The following is a 21,661-nucleotide window of genomic DNA, read 5'->3' as shown; positions in this document are numbered from 1 at the left end:
CCCTATTTAAATGAGCATTAAGTCTACCCAATGATCATATAAAAGGCAATTACATTACTTCATTTGATAAAAGAAAAATTAAATAATCACCAAATAACACAACGCTGCTTATTCACCATAGAGCTTCCATCTGGCAAATTAAATGCTGATTGAAATTGTGGGATATTTGCCAAACTGCCGTTGACTCTATATTTTGCAGGGGGGTGAGGATCTGTTGTAACCTGATTTTGTAATTGCTGTGGTCTTATATTCATTGCCCAAACATGTGCGGCTCCTAAAAAGAATTGTTTATCGGGGCTCATGCCATCAATAGTTTTGGCATTTTTGTAAGCATTAGAATGATGAAAAGCTCTATACGCTATAGTAATGCCTCCTAAATCAGCAGTGGCTTCACCCACTACTAATTTTCCTTGTACGTACATGTCTTCATTAACGGCATAGTGTGAAAACTGATCAATAATACATTGGGTTGCGGCTTTGAACTTAACTAGATCCGAGGGTGTCCACCAATTTTTTAGATTCCCATTCCCATCAAATTGCCCTCCCTGATCGTCAAATCCGTGGGTCATTTCATGTCCCATTACAAATCCAATAGCTCCATAATTTACTGCTGCTGGCGCTTTAGGATCGAAAAACGGTGCTTGCAGGATTCCTGCAGGGATATTCAAATTATTCATTGACGAATCATAATAAGCATTCACTGTTTGTGGTGCCATAGCCCATTCGCTGCGATCAATAGATTTGCCAATTTTATCAAGGTCGCGTTTAATTAAAAATTGATTCGCACGAATTACATTTAATACATAAGAACCACGATCAATTTTTAAAGAAGAATAATCCCACCACTTAGATGGATAACCCACACGTTCTTCCATTAAATCTAATTTTTTTAATGCTGCTTGGCGAGTTTCCGGTTTCATCCAAGCCAAGTTACTAATATCTTCACGCAAAACAAAACGAATATTCTTAAGAATATCCAATGCTTGTTGTTTAGCTGCTGCGGAAAAATAGCGATCGACGTACATTTTACCAATTGCAAAACCCAAAGCTCCATTTTCAGTAGCTACAACTCGTTTCCACCGTGGCAATATTTTTTCAGTGCCTGTTAAGGCAGTAAGCATCTTGAAGTTTTCGTCGACAAAAGGCTTTGATAAATAAGAAGCTAAATCGTCAATTAGATGCCAACGCAAATAGATTTGCCAATCATGTAAAGGCACATTATTTAATTGCGTACCCAGTGCTTTAAAGAAGTCTGGCATTGCTACATTAATACTCTTGAGATTATTCTGACCCATAGCAGCGAAATAAGCAGGCCAGGAAAAACCTGGGGTAATTTGCGCTAATTGCTCCTGATCCATAATATGATAAATCGCATGAGGATTACGTTGTTCTACCGGAGACATAGAAACCTGAGCTAATTGAGTTTCTAATTTCATAACTGTATTTGCTGCAGTTGCCGCCTTTTGGGGTGCATCGCCCAATAATTCAAACATCTTGGTCATATGAGCTACATAGGCCTCGCGAATCTGTTTAAATTTGGCTTTATCTTGTAAATAATAATCTCTATTAGGCAGCCCTAAACCTCCTTGTACTACAGTGGCAATCATTTTTTTACTGTTTTTATAATCTTGCATGCTGCAAAAACCAAAAAAAACATTAATCCCTATTTGATGCAAATGCGCTATCTCATTTTGTAAATCTGTTAAATTTTTGAGGGCATTAATACGATCAAATTCAACTTGTAAAGGCTTAATACCTAATTGATTAATGCTGCCTTCATCCATTCCGCTAAAGTAAAAATCGCCTACTTTCTGTTCAATACTACCTTGCTTAACCTTAGTATTAGCTGCAATAGCAATAAGCATCTGATGAATAAGAGTCTGCATTTTTTCACTGACACTATTAAAACTACCCCAACTTGAATATTCCGGCGGAATAGGGTTATTTTTTTGCCAGTTTCCATTGGCATAAGTATAAAAATCCTGGGCTGGTGAAATCGTTGGATCAAGCCAGTCCATATGAAGTGCATTATCAGCTTGTAATTTATGTGATTTAAGATCTGCAGAAAATACTAGGCCTACAGAGAAACTGCACAGTAAAGCAATAGTAAAAAGTTTTATATTAAATTTCATGACGCTATTCCTTTACCAATAATTAACTAACATCTGAGGATGTCAAACGAATTAAAAGAATATCTTTAAGAAAAAATATTATGCTTCGACAGGAAAAAATTCAGTGTGTAATACTGGAGGATAGTCTTCTGCATCAAAATAGGTATATTCCCAGGCATCCTGTCGGACCATTAATTCGCGTAATAATCGATTATTCAGTTCGTGACCCGATTTACAGCCCTCAAAAGCACCAATTAAACTAGAACCCAATAGATAAAGATCACCAATAGCATCCAGAACTTTGTGAGTAACAAATTCTGATTCAAAACGAAGTCCATCATCATTAAGGACACGGTAGTCATCAACAACAATCGCGTTATCTAAACTGCCTCCTTTCGCTAAATCACACTCACGTAATTTTTCATAATCAGAAAGGAAACCAAAAGTACGGGCACGAGATACCTGTTTCACATAAGAAGTGGTTGAAAAATCAAAGCTGACTGTTTGCGGTTTATCGTTAAAAGCAGGGTGATCAAAATCAATAGTAAATGAAATTTTGTATCCGTTATAGGGATAAAATTGAACGTATTTATCATTATCTTCTACACGGATGGGTTTGGTAATACGAATATATCGTTTCGCAGCATTTTGCTCACAAATACCTGCCGATTGAATAAGGAAAACAAATGGGGCCGCACTCCCATCCATAATTGGTAACTCAGGTGCATTGACATCAATATAGGCATTATCAATACCTAAACCTGCCAAAGCTGAAAGCAGATGTTCCACCGTAGCAATTTTAACCTGGCCATGGTGAAGCGTGGTACATAACATAGTATCACCAACATGCTCGTAAGAAGCGGGAATTTCTACTACCGGAGAAAGATCTACTCGCCTAAAAACAATACCAGTATTTACAGGAGCAGGTCTTAGGGTTAAAAGCACTTTCTCACCCGAATGCAATCCCACGCCAGTAGCCTGGATCACCTTTTTAGGAGTTCTTTGTTTTATCATTCAGTGCTCACCTTGTTTCTCATTCCTTTCAATATTTATTTTGCAGGCAAAAACTCAGCGATTTTACCAACAATTTACAGTGTAGTCTATTTTTTTATAATTGGCTTAAGATACTCTCAAAATTTATTAATGACTGTATCCAGCTTTGGCTACAGTCACTCATTAAAACTCACTATGCTTCTTCTTGACGACGTAAAAAAGCGGGTATATCAAGATAATCCATATCAGAAACGTGCTCGCTATTTGATTTACCTTCACCTGAAGTTGCTGTTGCTAAATGCACTTGTTTACGTACTACGGCAGGTCTGTCCAATTGTTCATAATCGAATGAGCCATCGCTTCTCATCGTTTCAATCAAACGAGCACGATGTGCTTGCTGTGGTTGTGCCTGTTGATGACGCTGTCTTGTGTCTCCCAAACCCGTAACAATAACTGTAACCCGCATTTCTTCAGTCATTTCGGGATCAATTACTGTTCCAACAACTACAGTAGCATCATCAGAAATAAATTCTTTAACCACATCACCGACTTCTTCAAACTCACCAATTGACATATCAAGGCCAGCGGTAATATTAACTAGAATTCCTCGTGCACCTGAGAAATTCACATCTTCTAATAACGGTGACGCAATTGCCGCCTCAGCTGCCTGGCGTGCTCTTTGTTCACCAACTGCACTACCAGTTCCCATCATTGCCATGCCCATTTCAGACATTACTGTACGCACGTCTGCGAAATCAACATTGATTAAACCTGGACGGGTAATCAAATCAGAAATACCTTTTACAGCGCCCAGTAATACATTGTTTGCAGCTTTAAATGCATTTAACAAGCTAATATTTTTACCTAAAACACTGAGTAATTTATTGTTAGGGATAGTAATTAATGAATCGACATGTTCTGCTAAACGACGAATCCCCTCTTCAGCTGCTAATGCACGTTGTTTACCTTCAAAAGAAAATGGTTTCGTTACAATTGCAACAGTTAAAATTCCTAATTCTTTAGCAATTTCAGCAAATACAGGTGCAGCACCTGTTCCAGTACCACCGCCCATTCCTGCAGTAATAAATATCATATCTGCGCCAGTTAAAATTTCTCTAATCAGCTCTCGGTCTTCTTCAGCGGCTTCGCGACCAATTTGGGGGTTTGCGCCAGCACCTAAACCTTTAGTAAGTTCATCCCCTAATTGAACATGAACTTTTGCATTAGATGCTCTTAATGCTTGAGCATCTGTATTGGCACAGATAAACTCAACACCATCGATATTTTCAGCAACCATATGCTCAACAGCATTCCCACCACCACCACCGACACCAACTACTTTAATTACCGCATTATTACCTTGCAACTGACCTTCCATTAATTCAAACATAACCGTGCTCCTCATATGTTCATTCTGTAATAGCAACTATTAAAAATTTCCTCTTATCACAGCCTGCCTGTTTAAAAATTTCCTTGAAACCACTCTTTCATACGTATCCACATACCTTTCGAATTTTCACTCATTGCAGGGATATTATAACGTGCATCATATTGTTGTTGGAAACCATGCAGCAATAATCCCACTCCAGTAGCAAAAGCAGGATTTTCTGTAGCCTCTGCTAATCCGACTACATGATGAGCAAAGCCCTTTCTTACTGGCATTTCAAAACAAAGTTCAGCAAGTTCAATTGCGCCATGTATATTTGAAGCCCCCCCAGTAATAACAATACCTGCAGCCATTCTTTCTTCAAAACCACTTCGACATAATTCATTACGAACTAAAGTAAATAATTCTTCATAACGCGCAAACACTACATCAGCTAGAGCTTTAGCAGAAATTTTTCTCCCAGGTCGATCATTCACGCTTGGCACTTCCAACATCTGGCTTGAATTTGCTAATTCAGGTAATGCACAGGCATGCTTGAGTTTAATAGATTCTGCAGCTTTAGTTGGTGTACGTAAGGCCATAGCTATATCATTGGTTACTTGATCCCCAGCAATAGGAATTACAGCGGTATGTTGAATCGCACCATCAACAAATACAGCAATATCCGTAGTCCCACCGCCAATATCAATGAGGCACACACCAAGATCTTTTTCATCTTCTGTAAGAACTGCATGGCTGGAAGCCAATTGCTCCAGAATAATATCACTGACCTCTAACCCGCAGCGACGCACGCATTTTACAATATTTTGTGCCGCACTTACTGAACCGGTAACTAAATGTACTCGTGATTCAAGTCGTACCCCAGCCATTCCTATAGGTTCACGAATACTGCCTTGATAATCAATAATGAATTGTTGAGGTAGAATATGCAGAATTTTTTGATCCGCAGGAATTGCTACCGCTTTGGCGGTCTCTATAACTCGCTCCACATCAGCTTGCGACACTTCTTTATCGCGAATTGCAACAATTCCGTGAGAATTTAAACTGCGAATATGGCTCCCTGCTATGCCGGCAAAAACGGTTCGCACTTCACAATTCGCCATTAATTCAGCTTCCTGAACCGCGCGTTGTATGGAATGAACTGTAGCTTCAATATCAACTACAACTCCGCGTTTTAAACCACGGGATGGATGACGGCCTATTCCAATTATTTCTATTGTTCCATCGGACGTTACTTCGCCAATAAGCGCAATAATTTTTGAAGTACCTATGTCCAAGCCAGTGATAATTTTTTTTTCTATTTTTTTAGCCATTATCGTTCCGTTTGTTGTGTCCACTGCACTGCCATGCCTCTTGGGTAACGTAAGTCCACGCTTGCCAGTTGATCTGCTTTTTGTGCAAAAACTGCGGGATATGCCTTACAAAAACGCAGCAGCCGTGCCTCTAACTCATTCTTTCCTAAGTATATTTTTACGTTGTTACCCATTAGCAATACCCAGGATTGATTGTCTCTTAAATGCAGACCAATAGCATTCAATCCATACATTGATAATATCTTACTCAATTTTTCGTAAACTTGTAAGACTTCTGTTTGTTGAGATACCGGTCCTTTTAATCGCGGCATAATCATATCCTGAGATACTTTGCCTTCATTAAAAAGTTTACCCTCTGCAGTCATTAGAGCATTACCCCAAATGGCAACCGGTTTTTTTTCAACAAGCTTTATTTTTACTGTATCCGGCCAATCACGCTCTACAGTCACTGTATCCACCCAGCTCATTGAACTTAATTCATTTTTCAATTCGCTCAGTGGCAGGCTAAAAAAGCTATCGCCCGCATATTTTGCTAATACATCCTGTAATTCCTTATGAGTGACATACTCATAACTTGCTGCAACTTTAAACGTTGCAATTGGAAAGAAATCTGGACTAAACAAATAATAACAACCCAGACGCCCTGCCAAAACTATTGCGCTAAAGATTAAACCCCAGAGGAGGAACATATAACGTACCCTCTCCCAGTAGTCATTGTCCTTGTTTTTAGTCATTACGCTCATAGATAGTTGGTTACTAGATGTTTACGACAATGCCAATGTACCATTGCCATACGAATTAACTCATCAAGTAAATCTGCATAAGCCAAACCACTTTCCTGCCACAATTTTGGATACATACTGATCGAAGTAAAACCAGGCAAGGTATTTATTTCATTAAAATAGATCGTTTCAGTCTTATCATTGACAAAAAAATCGATTCGCGCCATCCCCTTACATTTTAGACGCATAAAAATATCTGCAGCTGCCTGCTTTAGTTTTTCTTGCAATGATGGACTTAAAGAAGCGGGAATAATTAATTCAGTTTGATTGTTATCTAAGTATTTTGCAGAATAGGAGTAAAAACCATCTGGATGATGAACACGAATTTCACCAGCAACACTCACTCTTGGTGCTGTACAGGGTATAGTATTTTCAAGTACGGATAATTCAATTTCACGGCCTTCAATAAAAGACTCAACCAATATCTCTTCGTCATAACGTAAGGCATCATCCACCGCAACGATAAGATCATCTATATTTTTTGCTTTATGAATACCTACACTTGAACCCATTGCACAGGGCTTAACAAATAAAGGCCAACCAAATTCAGCAGCAACTTCCTGACAAAACCGCTGTCTTTCAGCCGCAGAAGCATGCCAGGATAAAACTTTGTAACGCGCCGATTTTAAACCATCGATGCACACTATTCTTCTAGCCATATCTTTATCCATACCAATAGACGAGGACAATACATCACAACCTACATAAGCGACGCCAGCTAATTCCAGCATTCCCTGTAAACAACCATCCTCATATAAAGGCCCATGAACTACAGGAAAAACAACTTCGGCATCAACTGCTAAACGTCCATTCCTCAGTAAGTTTTCTAGAGGCTTAGAATGTTCTGTTACGACAGGAAGCTTGTCTTTATAAGCTAATAAATCCTCATACTGATTCACATGAAATGAACCCTCTTTGTCCATAGCAACAGGAATAATATGATATTTTTCAGTATCTAAATGTGCAAAAACAGAAGCAGCTGAAACTAATGAAATTTCATGCTCGCCAGATTTTCCACCATAAAGCAACACCAAGTTGATAGGTTTGGACATTAAGAGTCTCCAATAATATGTACTTCACGCATTAACTCAATTTTTGTCTGCTCACGAACTTTAGTTTGTACCAAATCAATCAAGGCTTCAATATGAGCTGCTGTCGCGGAACCTTGATGATTGATAATAAAATTGGCATGCTTCTGAGAAATCATCGCTCCGCCAATACTATGTCCTTTTAATCCACACGACTCAATAAGTTGTGCCGCGAAATTCCCTGGGGGGTTTCTAAACACAGAACCACAATTATATTCATTCGTCGGTTGAGTATTTGCCCGGTGTGCCAACAAATCTTTAATGACTTGCAAAGAAATTTCCTTTTTTCCAGAAGGTAATTTAAAAGTGGCTGAAATGAACCCTTCATCTGCTAATCCAGAGACATGTCGATAAGCTACTTCATATTCTTCTGGTTTTCGTATTTTAATTTCACCATTGCGTGTCATGGTTTGCAGCTCAACAACTGATTGCCAGGTTTCACTACCATGACAACCTGCGTTCATCCGCAAGGCACCACCCATCGTCCCCGGAATTCCTGCCCAAAATTCACCGCCAGACAAATTATTTCGCGCACAAAAACGCGCCATGCTGGCACATGAGACTCCCGCCTCCACTTTAACTGTATTAGTATCTAAAAGCTTGATTTCTTTTAAACATCCTTGAGTAAGCACCACAGTGCCTGAAAAACCAATGTCCTTAATTAGTGAATTAGAACCTAAACCTAACCATAATAAAGGCTCGCTAGCCGGCAAATTACGAAGGAATAATGCCAAATCAATAGTGTGAGCAGGTTTATAAAGCCTGGCTGCAGGCCCACCAACACGCCAGGTTGTATACTCTGCCAAGGATTCATTACACAATAGAGTGCCTTGATATTCGGTTTTCTGCTCACACTCTTTCTCTACTGTATTCATATTGATTCTCACAGGTTCTTCATCAGATTCATGGCAATTTGACCAATGTTTCCAGCACCCTGTATCAAGATCACATCACCATCCTGAATAAACTTATCAAGCTGGATTTTAAGTGATTGTTCATCCACCAGGGTGACATTTTTATCCTTACTTCTGATTTTTTGGGCCAGCACCTCACTGCTTATTCCAGCGATAGCACTTTCTCCAGCCGAATAAATATCGAATAAAAATAGTTTATCAGAAAGACTCAGTACATTAACAAATTGGTCATGCAATGATTGAGTTCGACTGTAACGATGAGGTTGAAATACATGGACTAAACGTTTATTGGGCCATACCCGACGAAAGGCATCAATAGTTGATAAAATTTCTTGCGGATGATGACCATAATCATCCACAACAAGAGCTGCACCCTTCTCAAATTGTTTTTCTCCCAACATTTGGAAACGGCGTCCTACTCCCTGGAATTTTGCCAAAGCGTTAATAATTGCTGCATCATCAATACCTAATTCAGTTGCAATCGCAATTGCTGCTAAAGCATTCAATACATTATGACGACCAGGATACTGAAAACTGATGTTTAATGGTGGGTATGGTGCTGGTCGTCTTACAGTAAACTCACTAACCAACTCATTCTGTATCCAATCAGCAGCGCAATAATGAGCTTCGTCACTAAATCCATAAGTTAGGGTAGAACGCTCTATAAATGGCAGAATGCTACGAACTTCAGGATCATCAATACAGACTACAGCTAAACCATAGAAAGGTAGATGATGTAAAAACTCAAGAAATGTTGCTTTTAATTTTTCAAAATCATCTTCATAGGTGCTCATATGATCCGTATCAATATTAGTCACTATGGCCATCATTGGCTTGAGGAATAAGAATGAGGCATCACTCTCATCCGCTTCCACTACGAAATAAGGTGATTGACCCAGCTTGGCATTCACACCAGCACTATTTAATTTGCCACCAATCACAAAACTCGGATCCAGTCCACCTTCAGCCAATAAGCTGCTTACCAAACTAGTGGTTGTAGTTTTACCATGAGTTCCAGCCACAGCGATGCCATGGCGAAAACGCATTAACTCAGCAAGCATGGCAGCACGGGGAATTACTGGAATCATCTGTTCACGAGCAGCAACTATTTCAGGATTATCCATGCCAACAGCTGAAGAACGAACCACTACATCAGCATCTTGCATATGTTCGGCTTTATGTCCAAAATGAACAGAAATACCTAAAGACTTTAATCGTTGTACTGTACTGCTTTCACCTATATCTGAGCCAGAAATAAGATAACCCTGGTTATGCAAAACTTCTGCAATACCACACATGCCAACACCGCCAATTCCAACAAAATGAATTTGTTTTACTCGCCCCATCCGTAGAGCTATAAATTGTCCTGAATTGCTCACAATTCCCCCTTATGTCGACAGTGGACTCAATCCTAGAGCCTGCCAACGATTTTCATGATCAATACGCAATAATAATGCAACGACCACACAATTAATTACCATACTTGCACCACCATAACTCATCAGCGGTAAAGTTAATCCTTTAGTTGGCAGCAAACCTGAATTAACACCCATATTAATAGCAGTCTGCAAACCCAACCAAAAAGTCAAACCATAAGCCGTGTATGATGCAAACAAACGAGCCTGAACATGAGCATTATATGCAATAGTCATTCCTCTAATCACTAGGATACTGTATAAAATAATAACCGTTAAAATGCCTACTAAACCTAACTCTTCAGCTAAAACAGCAAACAAAAAATCAGTATGTGCTTCAGGTAAGTACAATAATTTCTGAATACTTTCCCCTAAACCTGTGCCAAACCAACTACCTCGACCAAAAGCAATCAATGATTGCGTCAACTGATAACCACTATTATACTGATCTGCCCAAGGATCCAGGAATGCCGTTAATCGGGCGAGTCGATAAGGAGAAGAAACAGCCAAAAAAGCAAGTACCCCAATCACTACTAACATTAAGCCTATATAATACCTTAATTTAACCCCACCTAAAAATAACATAGCCATTACTGTGCCCGAAATTACCACTGTGGCCCCGAAATCTGGCTCTCGCAAGAGCAACACAGAAATCAAACCTAAGATCACCATCGGTTTAATAAAGCCTACTATACTTTCACTAACCGCTTTTTGTTGACGCACCAAATAGCCGGAGAGATAAAAAATGATTGCCAATTTGGCCATTTCAGAGACTTGAATACTTACAGGTCCGAAAGCCAACCAACGTCTACTTCCATTAACTGTACGACCAATTCCAGGAATTAAGACAATAAGCAGCATCAACAAACAGACTACCAGCATGGGAATACTAATACGTTCCCAAAAACTACTGTCCGTTCGAACCACTATTAAGGCAACCATTAAGCCTACAAATAAATAACAAGCCTGACGAATCAAAAAATGAAAGGGCTGATGAAAGTATTTAGTAGAAATCATTACTGAGCTTGAAGCAACCATCATCAAGCCAATAATCAATAAACCAATAGCGACGCCTATCAACCATTTATCATAGAGAGAAATAGGTCTACTGACTGGTTTACCCCTTTGGTTGACATGTCTCGGTCGCATTAAGTTACAATCCCTCTACTAGGGAGGTAAACAACGCCCCGCGATGATTAAAATCACGAAACATATCTAAGCTAGCACATGCTGGAGATAGTAAAACAACATCACCAGGCTTAGCTTGGGTCTTAGCTAACGCAACTGCGTTATCCAGCGAAGAGGCTCGAGCAATGGGCACTACAGTGTCTAATGCAGCTTCTATTTTATCCGCATCTTCGCCAATTAAAACGATGGCACGCACAAAATCAGCTACAGCTTGAGTCAATTCTCTAAAATCAGCGCCCTTTCCCTGTCCACCAGCAATAAGCACAATCTTTCCTTGCATAGAACCTCCTAGTCCATTAATCGCAGAACTGGTTGCACCGATATTCGTCCCCTTTGAGTCATTTATCCAGTCAACACCATCAAGGGTTCTCACCCATTGACAACGATGAAATAAACCTGGAAAAGTCGTGAGTACTTTAATAATATGATGTTGGGGAATGCCCACAGCATCGGCCAAGGCACATGCGGCAAGCGCATTGAACCAATTATGTACTCCTTTGATTAATACCGACTCTGTAGGTAAAAAGCAAGTATTACCTTTCGCCAGGTACACTTTACCCTCTAAATTTATTAATCCCCAATTATTTGCTCCAGGCTCTTCTTTACCAAAAGAAATAGAATTTACTTGAATTGCAGGTACAGTGTACGAATCATCACGATTAAAAAGAGCAAGTTGTGTCTTATGATAAATACGTTGCTTTGCTTGCACGTATGCATCCATAGTGTGATGGCGATCCAAATGATCGGGAGACACATTAAGAATGGTTGCAACAACAGGTGCTAAAGAATAAGTCAAATCCAATTGAAAACTGGATAACTCTAAAACCCACAAATCATAGTGATGTTCATCATTAAGCATATCCAATACGGGTGTACCAATATTACCAGCTACGGCAACGTTATATCCTGCTATTCTGGCCATTTCACCGACCAAAGTTGTCACAGTCGATTTACCATTGGTTCCAGTAATCGCAATAACCGGGGTATGAATTTCACGCGCCAAGCACTCAATATCACTATAAACAGCGATACCAGCTTGAATAGCCCGTAGTAAAAAAGGAGTATCTAATGATAGTCCTGGACTGGCTATAATATCCGTTAATTGGCTAAATACATCCTCTGGAACGTGTTGTACATAAACTTGAATGTCAGGAAATTCAGTTGAAAATTCAGCTAAATTGGGTGCTTCTGAACGTGTATCAAAAGCAACGAACGATTTATTGTTGCGATGCAAATACCTTGCTACTGACAGTCCAGTTTTACCTAAACCTGCAACTAAATATAAAGGATGTTTCATGAATGCACTCTGCCTATCGAAGTTTTAAAGTAGCCAATCCGCATAACACAAATACAACCGTAATAATCCAAAACCTTACAATAATCTTCGGCTCTGACCATCCTTTTAATTCAAAATGATGATGTAAAGGCGCCATTCGAAACAAACGTTTACCGCGAGTGTATTTAAAATAACCCACTTGTAAAATAACTGAAAGTGTTTCGATCACAAACAAACCACCCATCATTAACAATACCAGTTCTTGTCTGACAACAACAGCAACTATCCCCACTGCAGCACCTAAAGCTAAAGAACCTACATCCCCCATAAATAATTGAGCAGGATAACTGTTGTACCAAAGGAAACCAAGTCCTGCACCAACAATAGAAGCACAAAATATAGTTAACTCTCCTTCATTGGGGACAAAAGGAATACCTAAATAATGCGCATGAACCACGTTACTTGAAGCATATGCAAAAATACCTAAAGCGCCAGCAACCATAACTATAGGCATAATTGCCAAGCCATCCAGGCCATCCGTTAAATTCACTGCATTAGAACTTCCAACAATAACAAAATAAGCTAAGATTGGGAAAAAAATACCTAATCCTAGTGTTGCGGATTTAAAGAAAGGTAAGATTAACTGGGTATGCACGGGCAAAGTAGCATTCATGTATAAATAAACAACTGCAATTAATGCAATTGCGGACTGCCAAAAAAACTTCCAGCGAGCTGGCAAGCCTTTACTGTTTTTTAATACTAATTTACGATAATCATCGATCCAACCCACAACACCGTTGCCCAAGGTCACTAGCAGCACAAGCCATAAACTGGATTGTTGTAAATCTCCCCAGAGCAAGCAACTAACAGTAATGGCTAACAAAATCAATACGCCGCCCATGGTTGGTGTGCCAGCTTTTGATAAATGTGATTGTGGACCATCATTACGAACCATTTGACCGATTTGCAGCGTGCGTAACCAATGGATAGTCAAAGGACCACAAACTAATCCCACAATAAGTGCAGTCAAAGCAGCCAGAATAGATCGAAACGTTAAGTATTGAAAAACACGTAACGCATGATATTGTCCTTGAAATAACTGCGTTAACCAGTAGAGCATAATTCTTCCTCTTGTTAAGTAGTAACTTGAATCTATCTCAATGGTCTTACATCAAATCAATTTATCTATCACTCAAAAAATGATGCAACACCTAATAAAATCCAGAGTAACGGGCAAAAAAGTGGCCAATCATATCACACACACTGCATCAATTAAGCAGTTTACTCACAATTTTTTCCATAGCACTGAATCGAGATCCTTTTACTAAAACAACTGTATCAGAAGACAACTTTTTGATAAGATTTTGAGCCAAATGGTTCTGATTGGTAAAGTGCTCACCCCCTGCACCAAATGCCTCTGCTGCTAACTTACTGAACGAACCATAACTTAATAATAAATCAATTCCTAATCGACGCGCGGCAAGCCCTACTTCCTGATGATGCTGAGTAGCCCAAGTACCCAATTCACCCATATCACCAAACACAAAGATTTTTTTACCGGAACGTTCGGCTAAAACTTCTAACGCCACCAAGACTGAGCGTAAATTGGCATTATAGGTATCATCAATCACTGTAGACTGATTTTTTCCAGAAAGAACAGTCAAACGTCCTTTTACACCACCAAAATTATTTAATCCCTGTTGAATATCTTTAATTGTCACTCCAACCGCATGACAACATGCGGCGGCAGCTAAAGCATTACGAATATTGTGTACCCCCGGAACCTGTAATTGAATAACCGCGTGCCCATTAGGCAATATTAAAGAAAATTGCCCACAACCACGAGCATCCAAGAGAATATCTTCTGCATAAACATCAGCAGGATGTTCGATAGAAAAACGAAGAACGTTTTTATTAAATAAAATTTCATCCCAGAAATGCGCATAAGCATCATCATCATTTACTACTGCAATTCCTGTCATGGCTAAACCTTGATGGATTTCGCCCTTGGCTCGAGCAACTCCATCAATAGAACCAAAACCTTCTACATGGGCCGGAGCAATGTTGTTAATTAACGTCACATCAGGATGTACTACAGCGACTGTATGAGCAATTTCCCCAGGATGATTTGCGCCCAGTTCAAAAACAGCATAACGATGCTGGTTAGTTAACTGCAATACACTTAATGGCGCACCAATATGATTGTTTAGATTTCCTTTGGTCGCATGTGAAGGTGAAGGCAAAATAGCAGCGATCATTTCTTTAACCGTCGTTTTGCCATTTGATCCAGTCAATGCAATTACCGGGCAATGAATGTTTTGTCGATGAGCAGCAGCAATTTTTGCTAAAGCCAGTAATGGATCTGCAACCACGAACTGAGGGATTTTTATACCCGAAACCGCATACTTCACCACCGCAGCTAAAGCACCCTGTGCTTCTGCTTCTTTAATAAAATCATGTCCGTTAAAACGCTCACCCTGAATAGCAATAAACAAGCTACCGGGTTTGAGTTCACGACTATCAGTACCAACAACAGTAATTTCAGCATTTATCTGACATGATTGAGCAAGTAATGCAGCAATGGTAGTTAAATTCATGTTAATTAAAGAAGACTAAAAGTCTAGTTTACTAACACTTTAGCTTAGAATTCAAGGGATATCGCATGAATGCAGAGAATTCTTCTGTGGTGCCTTACACACCCTAATTTATATTAGTGCCTATAGATATATCTACTATCTTAACTAAAATGGACTCATTTCTGCGCTTCTCGCTGCTCTAAAACCAGTCCATTTTGACTTAACACTAGCTCAGTTTTATGTAAGTACGAAAATTACACAGCCTCCAAATGAGAATAATTTAATTGTAATTGATTATAGTAGCGTTCGATACGTTCTTCGGTTAAGAGTTGACGTTGATCGTCTAACAAATGCGCATCTAAACCCTCACTTAATAGTCTTGCAGTATCTAACATCATAGAAAATCGCTCCGTATCCCCATCATGATTATTGGTTGACTGCATGAAGAGACACAAACCACGGACACTAAATGCACCTATATTTTGTAAATCAAAAATACCGGTAGCAGTTGCTGCGGCCAAGCTGCATATAATGGCTCCCTCACTACGAGCGAGTTGATGACGATGAAATAAACCATCTTCACCAAAACGCAAACCCGCCGCTAAAACAGTTTGTAATAATTCATATCCAGCAAATTGTCTATTTTCTTTCGCAACTAAAAACATTATCAGTGTAGTACCAACCTCTGCTTCATTAAATTCTTTTATAAAACGTCCATTAAGACTGGGTGTTGTTTTAGTTTCAGCTTTTAATAAAACCATTCCTTCTTCATCAGATATCAAACGTGGTTGTGATGATCTTACCTCGAGATTTTCCGATGAAATACTGTCATTAACTTCAGAAAATGATGTATTTACTTTCCGTACTGCAATAATGTCCTCCTGATAACTATACTTATTGTCTAAAAGTTTTTCTTCTTCCACTCCCAGGTTAGGTTGATAGCGCCCTTCACCTAAACTTTTCCTGCGAGCCTTCATTAAGTATCCAATTGCCACAATTACACCAATTAACAACAGGACATTAAGAATTAAGCTCCAATTTGCTTGCATCATTTACTCCATAGTTAAAGCTTGCGTTACATCAACTGCAACTAAACGAGAGACTCCCGGCTCTCCCATAGTTACCCCTATTAAATGATCTGCCAACTCCATTGTTACTTTATTATGTGTAATAAAGAGAAACTGTACAAATTGTGACATTTCTTTTACCATAGCGCAAAAACGCCCAACATTAATATCATCTAAAGGTGCATCTACTTCATCTAACATACAGAAAGGTGAAGGGTTTAACTGAAAAATAGCAAATACCAATGCCACCGCGGTCATTGCCTTTTCTCCACCCGATAACAAATGAATCGTACTGTTTCGTTTTCCAGGCGGTTGTGCCATTACTACAATACCAGCTTCTAGCAGATTTTCACAAGTCAATTCGAGCTGTGCTTTACCCCCTCCAAAAAGCCGCGGAAAAAGCGCCTTAAACGAGGTGTTCACATCCTCAAAGGTAGTTTCAAGACGTAAGCGAGTTTCCTTATCCATTTTTTCAATTGCAGTCTCCAGTGTTAGTAAAGCCTCACTCAAATCACAATGTTGACTATCTAAATACACTTTACGTTGCTGCTCGTCGGCAAACTCTTCGATTGCCGCCAAATTGATTGCCCCCAGGCACTTAATTTGTTCCATTAGTGTAATCAATTCATTTTCACGTATATTTTGCGTTGTTCCTTTGGGTATATTTAGCAATAAAGCGTGTACCTGCAAATCTAACTCAGCAAGCGCCTCTAGAACCGAGCTAGCGCGTACTGACAAAGCGTGTTCCTGCATACGCACCTGGGTTATAAGTTCTTGGATACGCTTTACTTCAACATCACATTTTAAACTCCTGTTTTCAAGATCTTTGAGTTCCATTCGCAATTGTGACTCTTGCTCACGACTTGTAGCCAATTGCAATTCCATTTCTGCATGATTTAATAATTGTTGCGCTAATTGATCTTTAAGTTCAGCTCCTGGTTTTTCAATTTGTAAGCTCCTCAGGGTCAAATTTTCCAGACGCGCCTGTAAAATGTTAAGACGCTTTTGTCCCCGATTTATTTGTTCAGCGAGCTGTTGTATTTTATTTTTTCCCCACTCATGCTCTAATTCCACATTATGCAGTACTCTACGTGTTTCTTCTACTTGTTTATTTTGCACAGTCAATTCATACACCCATTGCTGTTTTTCCTGCATACATTGTTCTTGCTGCAGTTCATAGTTAATGCACTGGCCTTGCAAATCCAGTAATTGTGTCTTAATGGTTAATTGTGTTTTTGATGTTTCTTCAAGAACCTTTTGCAATTCATTGCACTCTACAGCTAAAGTAGCTCTAAGTTTTTCAGCATGGACAATTGCTTGTTCATTAATGCTTAAAGCCAGATTATGAGCTGATAAAGCATCATTACTGGTATTTACTTTAAGTTGCTGCAATTGAGCATCATTTAAATTTTTTTGTAAATGCTGGTGGTATTGATCGCGCTGTGTTCTTAGCGCTGCGATTCTTTGCTGCAATTTTGCCACAATCTCCGTTAAATCAATTATTTTCTGTTGACGTGCCAATACACCCAGTTCATCGCGCTCGTTTTTTTGCGAAAATTTCGCCCAATTCTTACCTAACCAAACTCCATCAGGAGTGATGATGGATTGATGCTCCAATAAATCAGGTAACCAACTTAAGGCTTCATCAATATGTTCTGCAGCAAAAATATGCTCCAAGGGATAAGTATTTGCAGGAATATTTCCTTGAATCTTATCAACAAGACAAGGATGAGATGCTGAATTTTCACTTAATGTTCTTAAGGAAACAATGCATTCACCTTGGCGTGCACATACCTCACGGTGTGACCATAACTCATCAAACGTTTCAAGCACATAAGCGTGCAACACGTCATTTAAAACACGCTCACAAGCTACTTGCCATTTTGCTTCCACCTGCAACACATCCATCAATCGCAGTTTATCAGACCATTCTTTGACACCGTCTTTACTGCATTGTAACTCGTGTCTAGCTGCCTGTTGGGCCGCCATTAATCCCGCATATTCGCTGTGGTCACAATGAAAATCATCTTGGAGTTGATGCAATTGTTGTTCCGTTTCCTGAACTTTGATGCGTAATTGGTTGCAATGTTCCTGACAATACTTCAATTGCAACATCTCAAATTGTTGATTTTCTATTAATTTGACCCTCTGTTCGATCAAATCTTTGTTGCTTTGCTGTAAATCGCTAAGCGAAATGAACCCTTGTTCTAATTTAAGCTTTTCTAAACGAATTAAAGTTTGCTGCTGTTTTTGTGCAACGTATTGGGCATTAACTTGTGTGACCTCTAACTCTCTTTTCAGATTATTAGTTTGCGTTTGTACTGTCTGCCAATTTAAATCCCAATGTGCCTGTTGCTTTTGTTTGTCTTGCCAATGCAGTTCTTGTTTTTTAAATTGCTCTCTGCATTGTTCTAACTGCTCATTTAATTGTGCTACATTCTGCTGGCAACTAAGTAACTCTTCCTGATCCGCCTTCAGTTGTTCTTCAGCAACCTGCCAATCCTCTTGCATTTGCTGCTGATCGTGCTGTAGCCGTTTTTTTTCACGCGCTTGCAGTTGAATGGTTTCTTCTAAACGTACGATTTCTGTTCCCAACTGATAAAAAGCTGCTTGAATTTGTTGGGTTTGTGCTTCTAGCTCATGAAGTTTTTCGTCTAAAACTACACCTTCCATATTTGCTTTAGTTAACACACTTTGCTGTTGCTCATGACCTACAACTAAATCCTGTAATTCACTTCGTTTTAATTCTTGCTGAGCTCCTAAATCCTGCCATTTAAGCGCCAGAATTTCAGCACGGCATAATTGCTCTTTGTTTTTAAGCATTAGATAACGTTCAGCAGCTTTCGCTTGACGCTCCAAGCGCTGTAATTGTTTATCGAGCTCCTCTCTGATGTCTGCCACTCGAATTAAGTTTTCACGTGTATGAGCAATCCGTTGCAAGGTTTCTTTGCGACGTTCTTTATACTTGGATACTCCCGCAGCTTCCTCAAGAAATACTCTTAAATCTTCTGGTTTCGCTTCAATTAATTGGGAAATTGTACCTTGACCTATGATCGAATAACCACGTGCACTCGCTCCTGTACCGAGAAAAATATCGGTAATGTCTTTACGCCTGCAGCGTCCACCATTCATGTAATAAGAAGAATCCCCATCACGAGTAACCACTCGCTTTACAGAAATTTCCCCGTAACTTGCAAAAGGACCGTTTAAACGTCCCAAACTATTATCAAAAATAAGTTCAACAGAAGCTTGACCTACGGGCTTACGATTTGAAGAACCATTAAAAATAACATCCGTCATTAATTCTCCCCTTAAATTTCGGGCAGAACTTTCCCCCATAACCCAACGTACGGCATCAATGATATTGGATTTTCCACACCCATTGGGGCCCACCACCGCAACCAATTGACTCGGAAAATACACTACGGTGGGAGCGACAAAGGATTTAAAACCCGCTAATTTCAATTGCTTCAAATGCATAGGAATCGCAAGTTAATAAAAATAAAAACTCATTATAACTGACGAACTATAAAAACGCTTCATTTGAATAAGTCAATTGCAAAGTATCTGCATTAGTAACACAGTTGCTGTATTCATAAAGAAAGACCTTCAATTAAAAAAAGAATTAACATAGCAAAAAAATACCATTGAATACCAAATTGAATATTTTTATTTCAAATATTTGACAAAAACTGAGGCCATTATATAATGCAGCGCATCAGTAAAGGTGGATATATGATGAAAAACTTTCTCTTAAATAAATTGACCTTCATGGTACTTACACTTAATACGATACTTTTTTCAGCGCCAATTTTTTCTGAGCCACCCAATCTGACTATTGTAAAAAATGAAGTTAAAAACTATTACAACTCTGGCCTTTATCAGAAAGAGTTAACTAAGGTCATCCAGAATGCGCAACAATTCATTGTGCACCAAACGATAATTAACCAAAAACAGCAACCACATAAAAAGCTAGCTATTGTCTTAGACATTGATGAAACCAGTTTATCTAATTATAAATATATGAGCAAACGTGACTTTTCTGGTACCCATGAACAGATTCATCACGACATCATGAATGCAGACTCTCCAGCTATTCAACCCATGTTGGCTTTATACAAAAAGGCTCTACATCACGGTGTTAAGGTATTTTTTGTTAGTGGAAGATCGCAAGTAGCACTTGACGCTACCAAAAAGAATTTGGTGAGTATAGGTTATACTCAATGGGGTGGACTTTATTTGCGTCCGGATCACTACACTAATAAGTCCATTATCCCTTTTAAATCTCATATCCGAGAACTGATTACACAACGCGGTTACACCATTATTGCTACTATTGGTGATCAGTACAGTGATTTAAAAGGCGGTTATGCCAAGAAAGGATTTAAGTTACCAAATCCTTATTATTATTTACCATAAATCGACATTTATGGCTATAAAGCACTTATTCTATAAACCCATCAGGACGTTGCTTATTATTCTTATAAAATTTGCAACTCATAATTTTGAGTAAATAACCCAAACAGAGATTTTAAATCTAATGTGATTAACACGTGCTCACTTTCGATTATTTGATTATCATTATATTCATGACCAACATCATTGAAGGCTTTCATCGCCAGTACACAAAAAATAAAGGAGCTTTTACCAGTGAAAACGCGCTTATTAAACTTATTTACTGTGCTTGTCAAAAAGTAATGGAAAAATGGAATCAACCCATGCACAATTGGGCCTTAATTATCTCTCAGTTACAAATATTTTTTGAAGGACGTTTGAACTGGGAGTTAAGTTAAATTTCTGTGCTGACACAGTTAAATGAACACTCTCCTTTATTTTACTCACTTCTATTGTACTGGGAGGGTACACTGGTTATTACGTAGGTGAGGTTACTCCCTATTTAAAACCTTGGGGAGAAATTTTTCTTAATTTAATTTTTACTACAATTGTACCATTAATTTTTTTCAGTATTGCCTCGACTATCGCTCGACTTGGCTCGGTAGGTAAATTAAGTAGAATTATTTTTTATACGACCCTGATTTTTCTCTTCACAGGACTTATTGCTGCGATTTATGCTCTTCTGATTGTCACCATCTTTCCACCATGCTTTTACGGCATATGCTTTATCTGGCCGGAAAAATGCAAGGCATTAAATTATTCTGGTCTAATATTTTTCTGCCTCTGATCACTGCGATTGCTACCTGCAGTAGCGCTGCCAGTATTTCAGTTAATTTAACAGCAACGAAAAAAATGCGCGTCCCTTCAGAAATTTATGAGACTGTAATCCCACTTGGTTCACTTATTCATAAAGACGGCTCTGTCATTGGTAGTGTTTTTAAAATTGCCTTTTTATTTGGAATTTTTCATTTAAATTTCTCTGGAATCTCGATATTACTTACTGCATTAGGGCGTATCCTTATTAGTAGGTAACGCCAGTTATGGATAAGAAAATTATAATTACTTGAAAAAATATTGAATAAAAAGATGGTGCTTGATAGATTTCTCTCTTTTTTAAACCGCCAAGTTATGAAAGGAGTCGAAATGCTATTAGCAC

At 38.9% G+C, this 21,661-nt stretch carries 15 protein-coding genes and 2 pseudogenes; 3 read left to right on the top strand and 14 right to left on the bottom strand.

Going from position 1 to position 21,661, the window contains the following annotated elements; genetic code table 11:
- Positions 1–86: 86 nt before the first annotated feature.
- From WA877_RS04310 to smc, 14 genes are all read right to left on the bottom strand, one after another.
- On the bottom strand, positions 87–2,132 hold the full coding sequence (locus tag WA877_RS04310) for a M13 family metallopeptidase (protein ID WP_425169701.1): 2,046 nt from the start codon (positions 2,130–2,132) through the stop codon (positions 87–89).
- A 78-nt stretch (positions 2,133–2,210) separates the two neighbouring features.
- The gene (gene lpxC, locus WA877_RS04305) at positions 2,211–3,125 is read right to left on the bottom strand and encodes a UDP-3-O-acyl-N-acetylglucosamine deacetylase (RefSeq protein WP_425169700.1); all 915 of its coding nucleotides are present in this window, start codon (positions 3,123–3,125) and stop codon (positions 2,211–2,213) included.
- 172 nt (positions 3,126–3,297) lie between these two features.
- The gene (gene ftsZ / locus WA877_RS04300; RefSeq protein ID WP_425169699.1) at positions 3,298–4,494 is read right to left on the bottom strand and encodes a cell division protein FtsZ; all 1,197 of its coding nucleotides are present in this window, start codon (positions 4,492–4,494) and stop codon (positions 3,298–3,300) included.
- Between the two features lie 71 nt (positions 4,495–4,565).
- Positions 4,566–5,804 (bottom strand): cell division protein FtsA, encoded by a 1,239-nt coding sequence (ftsA, locus tag WA877_RS04295; RefSeq protein ID WP_425169698.1) that lies wholly within the window; start codon positions 5,802–5,804, stop codon positions 4,566–4,568.
- A complete protein-coding gene (locus WA877_RS04290) occupies positions 5,804–6,493 on the bottom strand; it encodes a cell division protein FtsQ/DivIB (RefSeq protein WP_425169704.1) in 690 nt (229 codons plus the stop codon). Before WA877_RS04290 ends, ftsA begins: the two co-directional genes overlap by 1 nt.
- Before the next feature lie 50 nt (positions 6,494–6,543).
- The gene (locus WA877_RS04285) at positions 6,544–7,638 is read right to left on the bottom strand and encodes a D-alanine--D-alanine ligase family protein (RefSeq protein ID WP_425169697.1); all 1,095 of its coding nucleotides are present in this window, start codon (positions 7,636–7,638) and stop codon (positions 6,544–6,546) included.
- Positions 7,638–8,549 (bottom strand): UDP-N-acetylmuramate dehydrogenase, encoded by a 912-nt coding sequence (gene murB, locus WA877_RS04280; protein ID WP_425169696.1) that lies wholly within the window; start codon positions 8,547–8,549, stop codon positions 7,638–7,640. Before murB ends, WA877_RS04285 begins: the two co-directional genes overlap by 1 nt.
- 8 nt (positions 8,550–8,557) lie before the next feature.
- Positions 8,558–9,967, bottom strand: coding sequence for a UDP-N-acetylmuramate--L-alanine ligase (murC, locus tag WA877_RS04275; RefSeq protein WP_425169695.1), 1,410 nt, complete (start codon positions 9,965–9,967; stop codon positions 8,558–8,560).
- A gap of 9 nt (positions 9,968–9,976) precedes the next feature.
- Entirely contained in the window at positions 9,977–11,152 is a 1,176-nt protein-coding gene (ftsW, locus tag WA877_RS04270; RefSeq protein WP_425169694.1) for a putative lipid II flippase FtsW, read from the bottom strand.
- Between the two features lie 4 nt (positions 11,153–11,156).
- Positions 11,157–12,488 (bottom strand): UDP-N-acetylmuramoyl-L-alanine--D-glutamate ligase, encoded by a 1,332-nt coding sequence (gene murD / locus WA877_RS04265; RefSeq protein WP_425169693.1) that lies wholly within the window; start codon positions 12,486–12,488, stop codon positions 11,157–11,159.
- A 13-nt stretch (positions 12,489–12,501) separates the two neighbouring features.
- Positions 12,502–13,587 carry a phospho-N-acetylmuramoyl-pentapeptide-transferase gene (gene mraY, locus WA877_RS04260; protein WP_425169692.1) on the bottom strand — a complete coding sequence of 362 codons (1,086 nt, stop codon included), beginning with the start codon at positions 13,585–13,587 and terminating at the stop codon, positions 12,502–12,504.
- A 148-nt stretch (positions 13,588–13,735) separates the two neighbouring features.
- Entirely contained in the window at positions 13,736–15,064 is a 1,329-nt protein-coding gene (locus WA877_RS04255) for a UDP-N-acetylmuramoyl-tripeptide--D-alanyl-D-alanine ligase (RefSeq protein ID WP_425169691.1), read from the bottom strand.
- A gap of 233 nt (positions 15,065–15,297) precedes the next feature.
- Positions 15,298–16,092, bottom strand: a complete 795-nt coding sequence (locus WA877_RS04250; RefSeq protein WP_425169703.1) for a cell division protein ZipA C-terminal FtsZ-binding domain-containing protein — start codon at positions 16,090–16,092, stop codon at positions 15,298–15,300.
- Between the two features lie 3 nt (positions 16,093–16,095).
- The gene (smc, locus tag WA877_RS04245) at positions 16,096–19,590 is read right to left on the bottom strand and encodes a chromosome segregation protein SMC (RefSeq protein ID WP_425169690.1); all 3,495 of its coding nucleotides are present in this window, start codon (positions 19,588–19,590) and stop codon (positions 16,096–16,098) included.
- A gap of 258 nt (positions 19,591–19,848) precedes the next feature.
- Here smc and WA877_RS04240 point away from each other — a divergent pair, with 258 nt between their 5' ends.
- The 3 genes and pseudogenes from WA877_RS04240 to WA877_RS04230 form a co-directional block, all read left to right on the top strand.
- Positions 19,849–20,529 carry an HAD family acid phosphatase gene (locus tag WA877_RS04240; protein ID WP_425169702.1) on the top strand — a complete coding sequence of 227 codons (681 nt, stop codon included), beginning with the start codon at positions 19,849–19,851 and terminating at the stop codon, positions 20,527–20,529.
- A 161-nt stretch (positions 20,530–20,690) separates the two neighbouring features.
- Positions 20,691–20,903, top strand: a pseudogene (locus tag WA877_RS04235) (IS256 family transposase); the annotation flags it as partial.
- Positions 20,904–20,941: 38 nt separating this feature from the next.
- Positions 20,942–21,535: pseudogene (locus WA877_RS04230) on the top strand (cation:dicarboxylate symporter family transporter); the annotation flags it as partial.
- Positions 21,536–21,661 lie beyond the last annotated feature (126 nt).

The sequence above is a fragment of the Legionella sp. genome (assembly GCF_049790535.1).
Lineage (GTDB): Bacteria > Pseudomonadota > Gammaproteobacteria > Legionellales > Legionellaceae > Legionella.
Note: the sequence above shows the minus strand (reverse complement) of the source record. Positions and strands in the feature narration are given on the sequence as shown.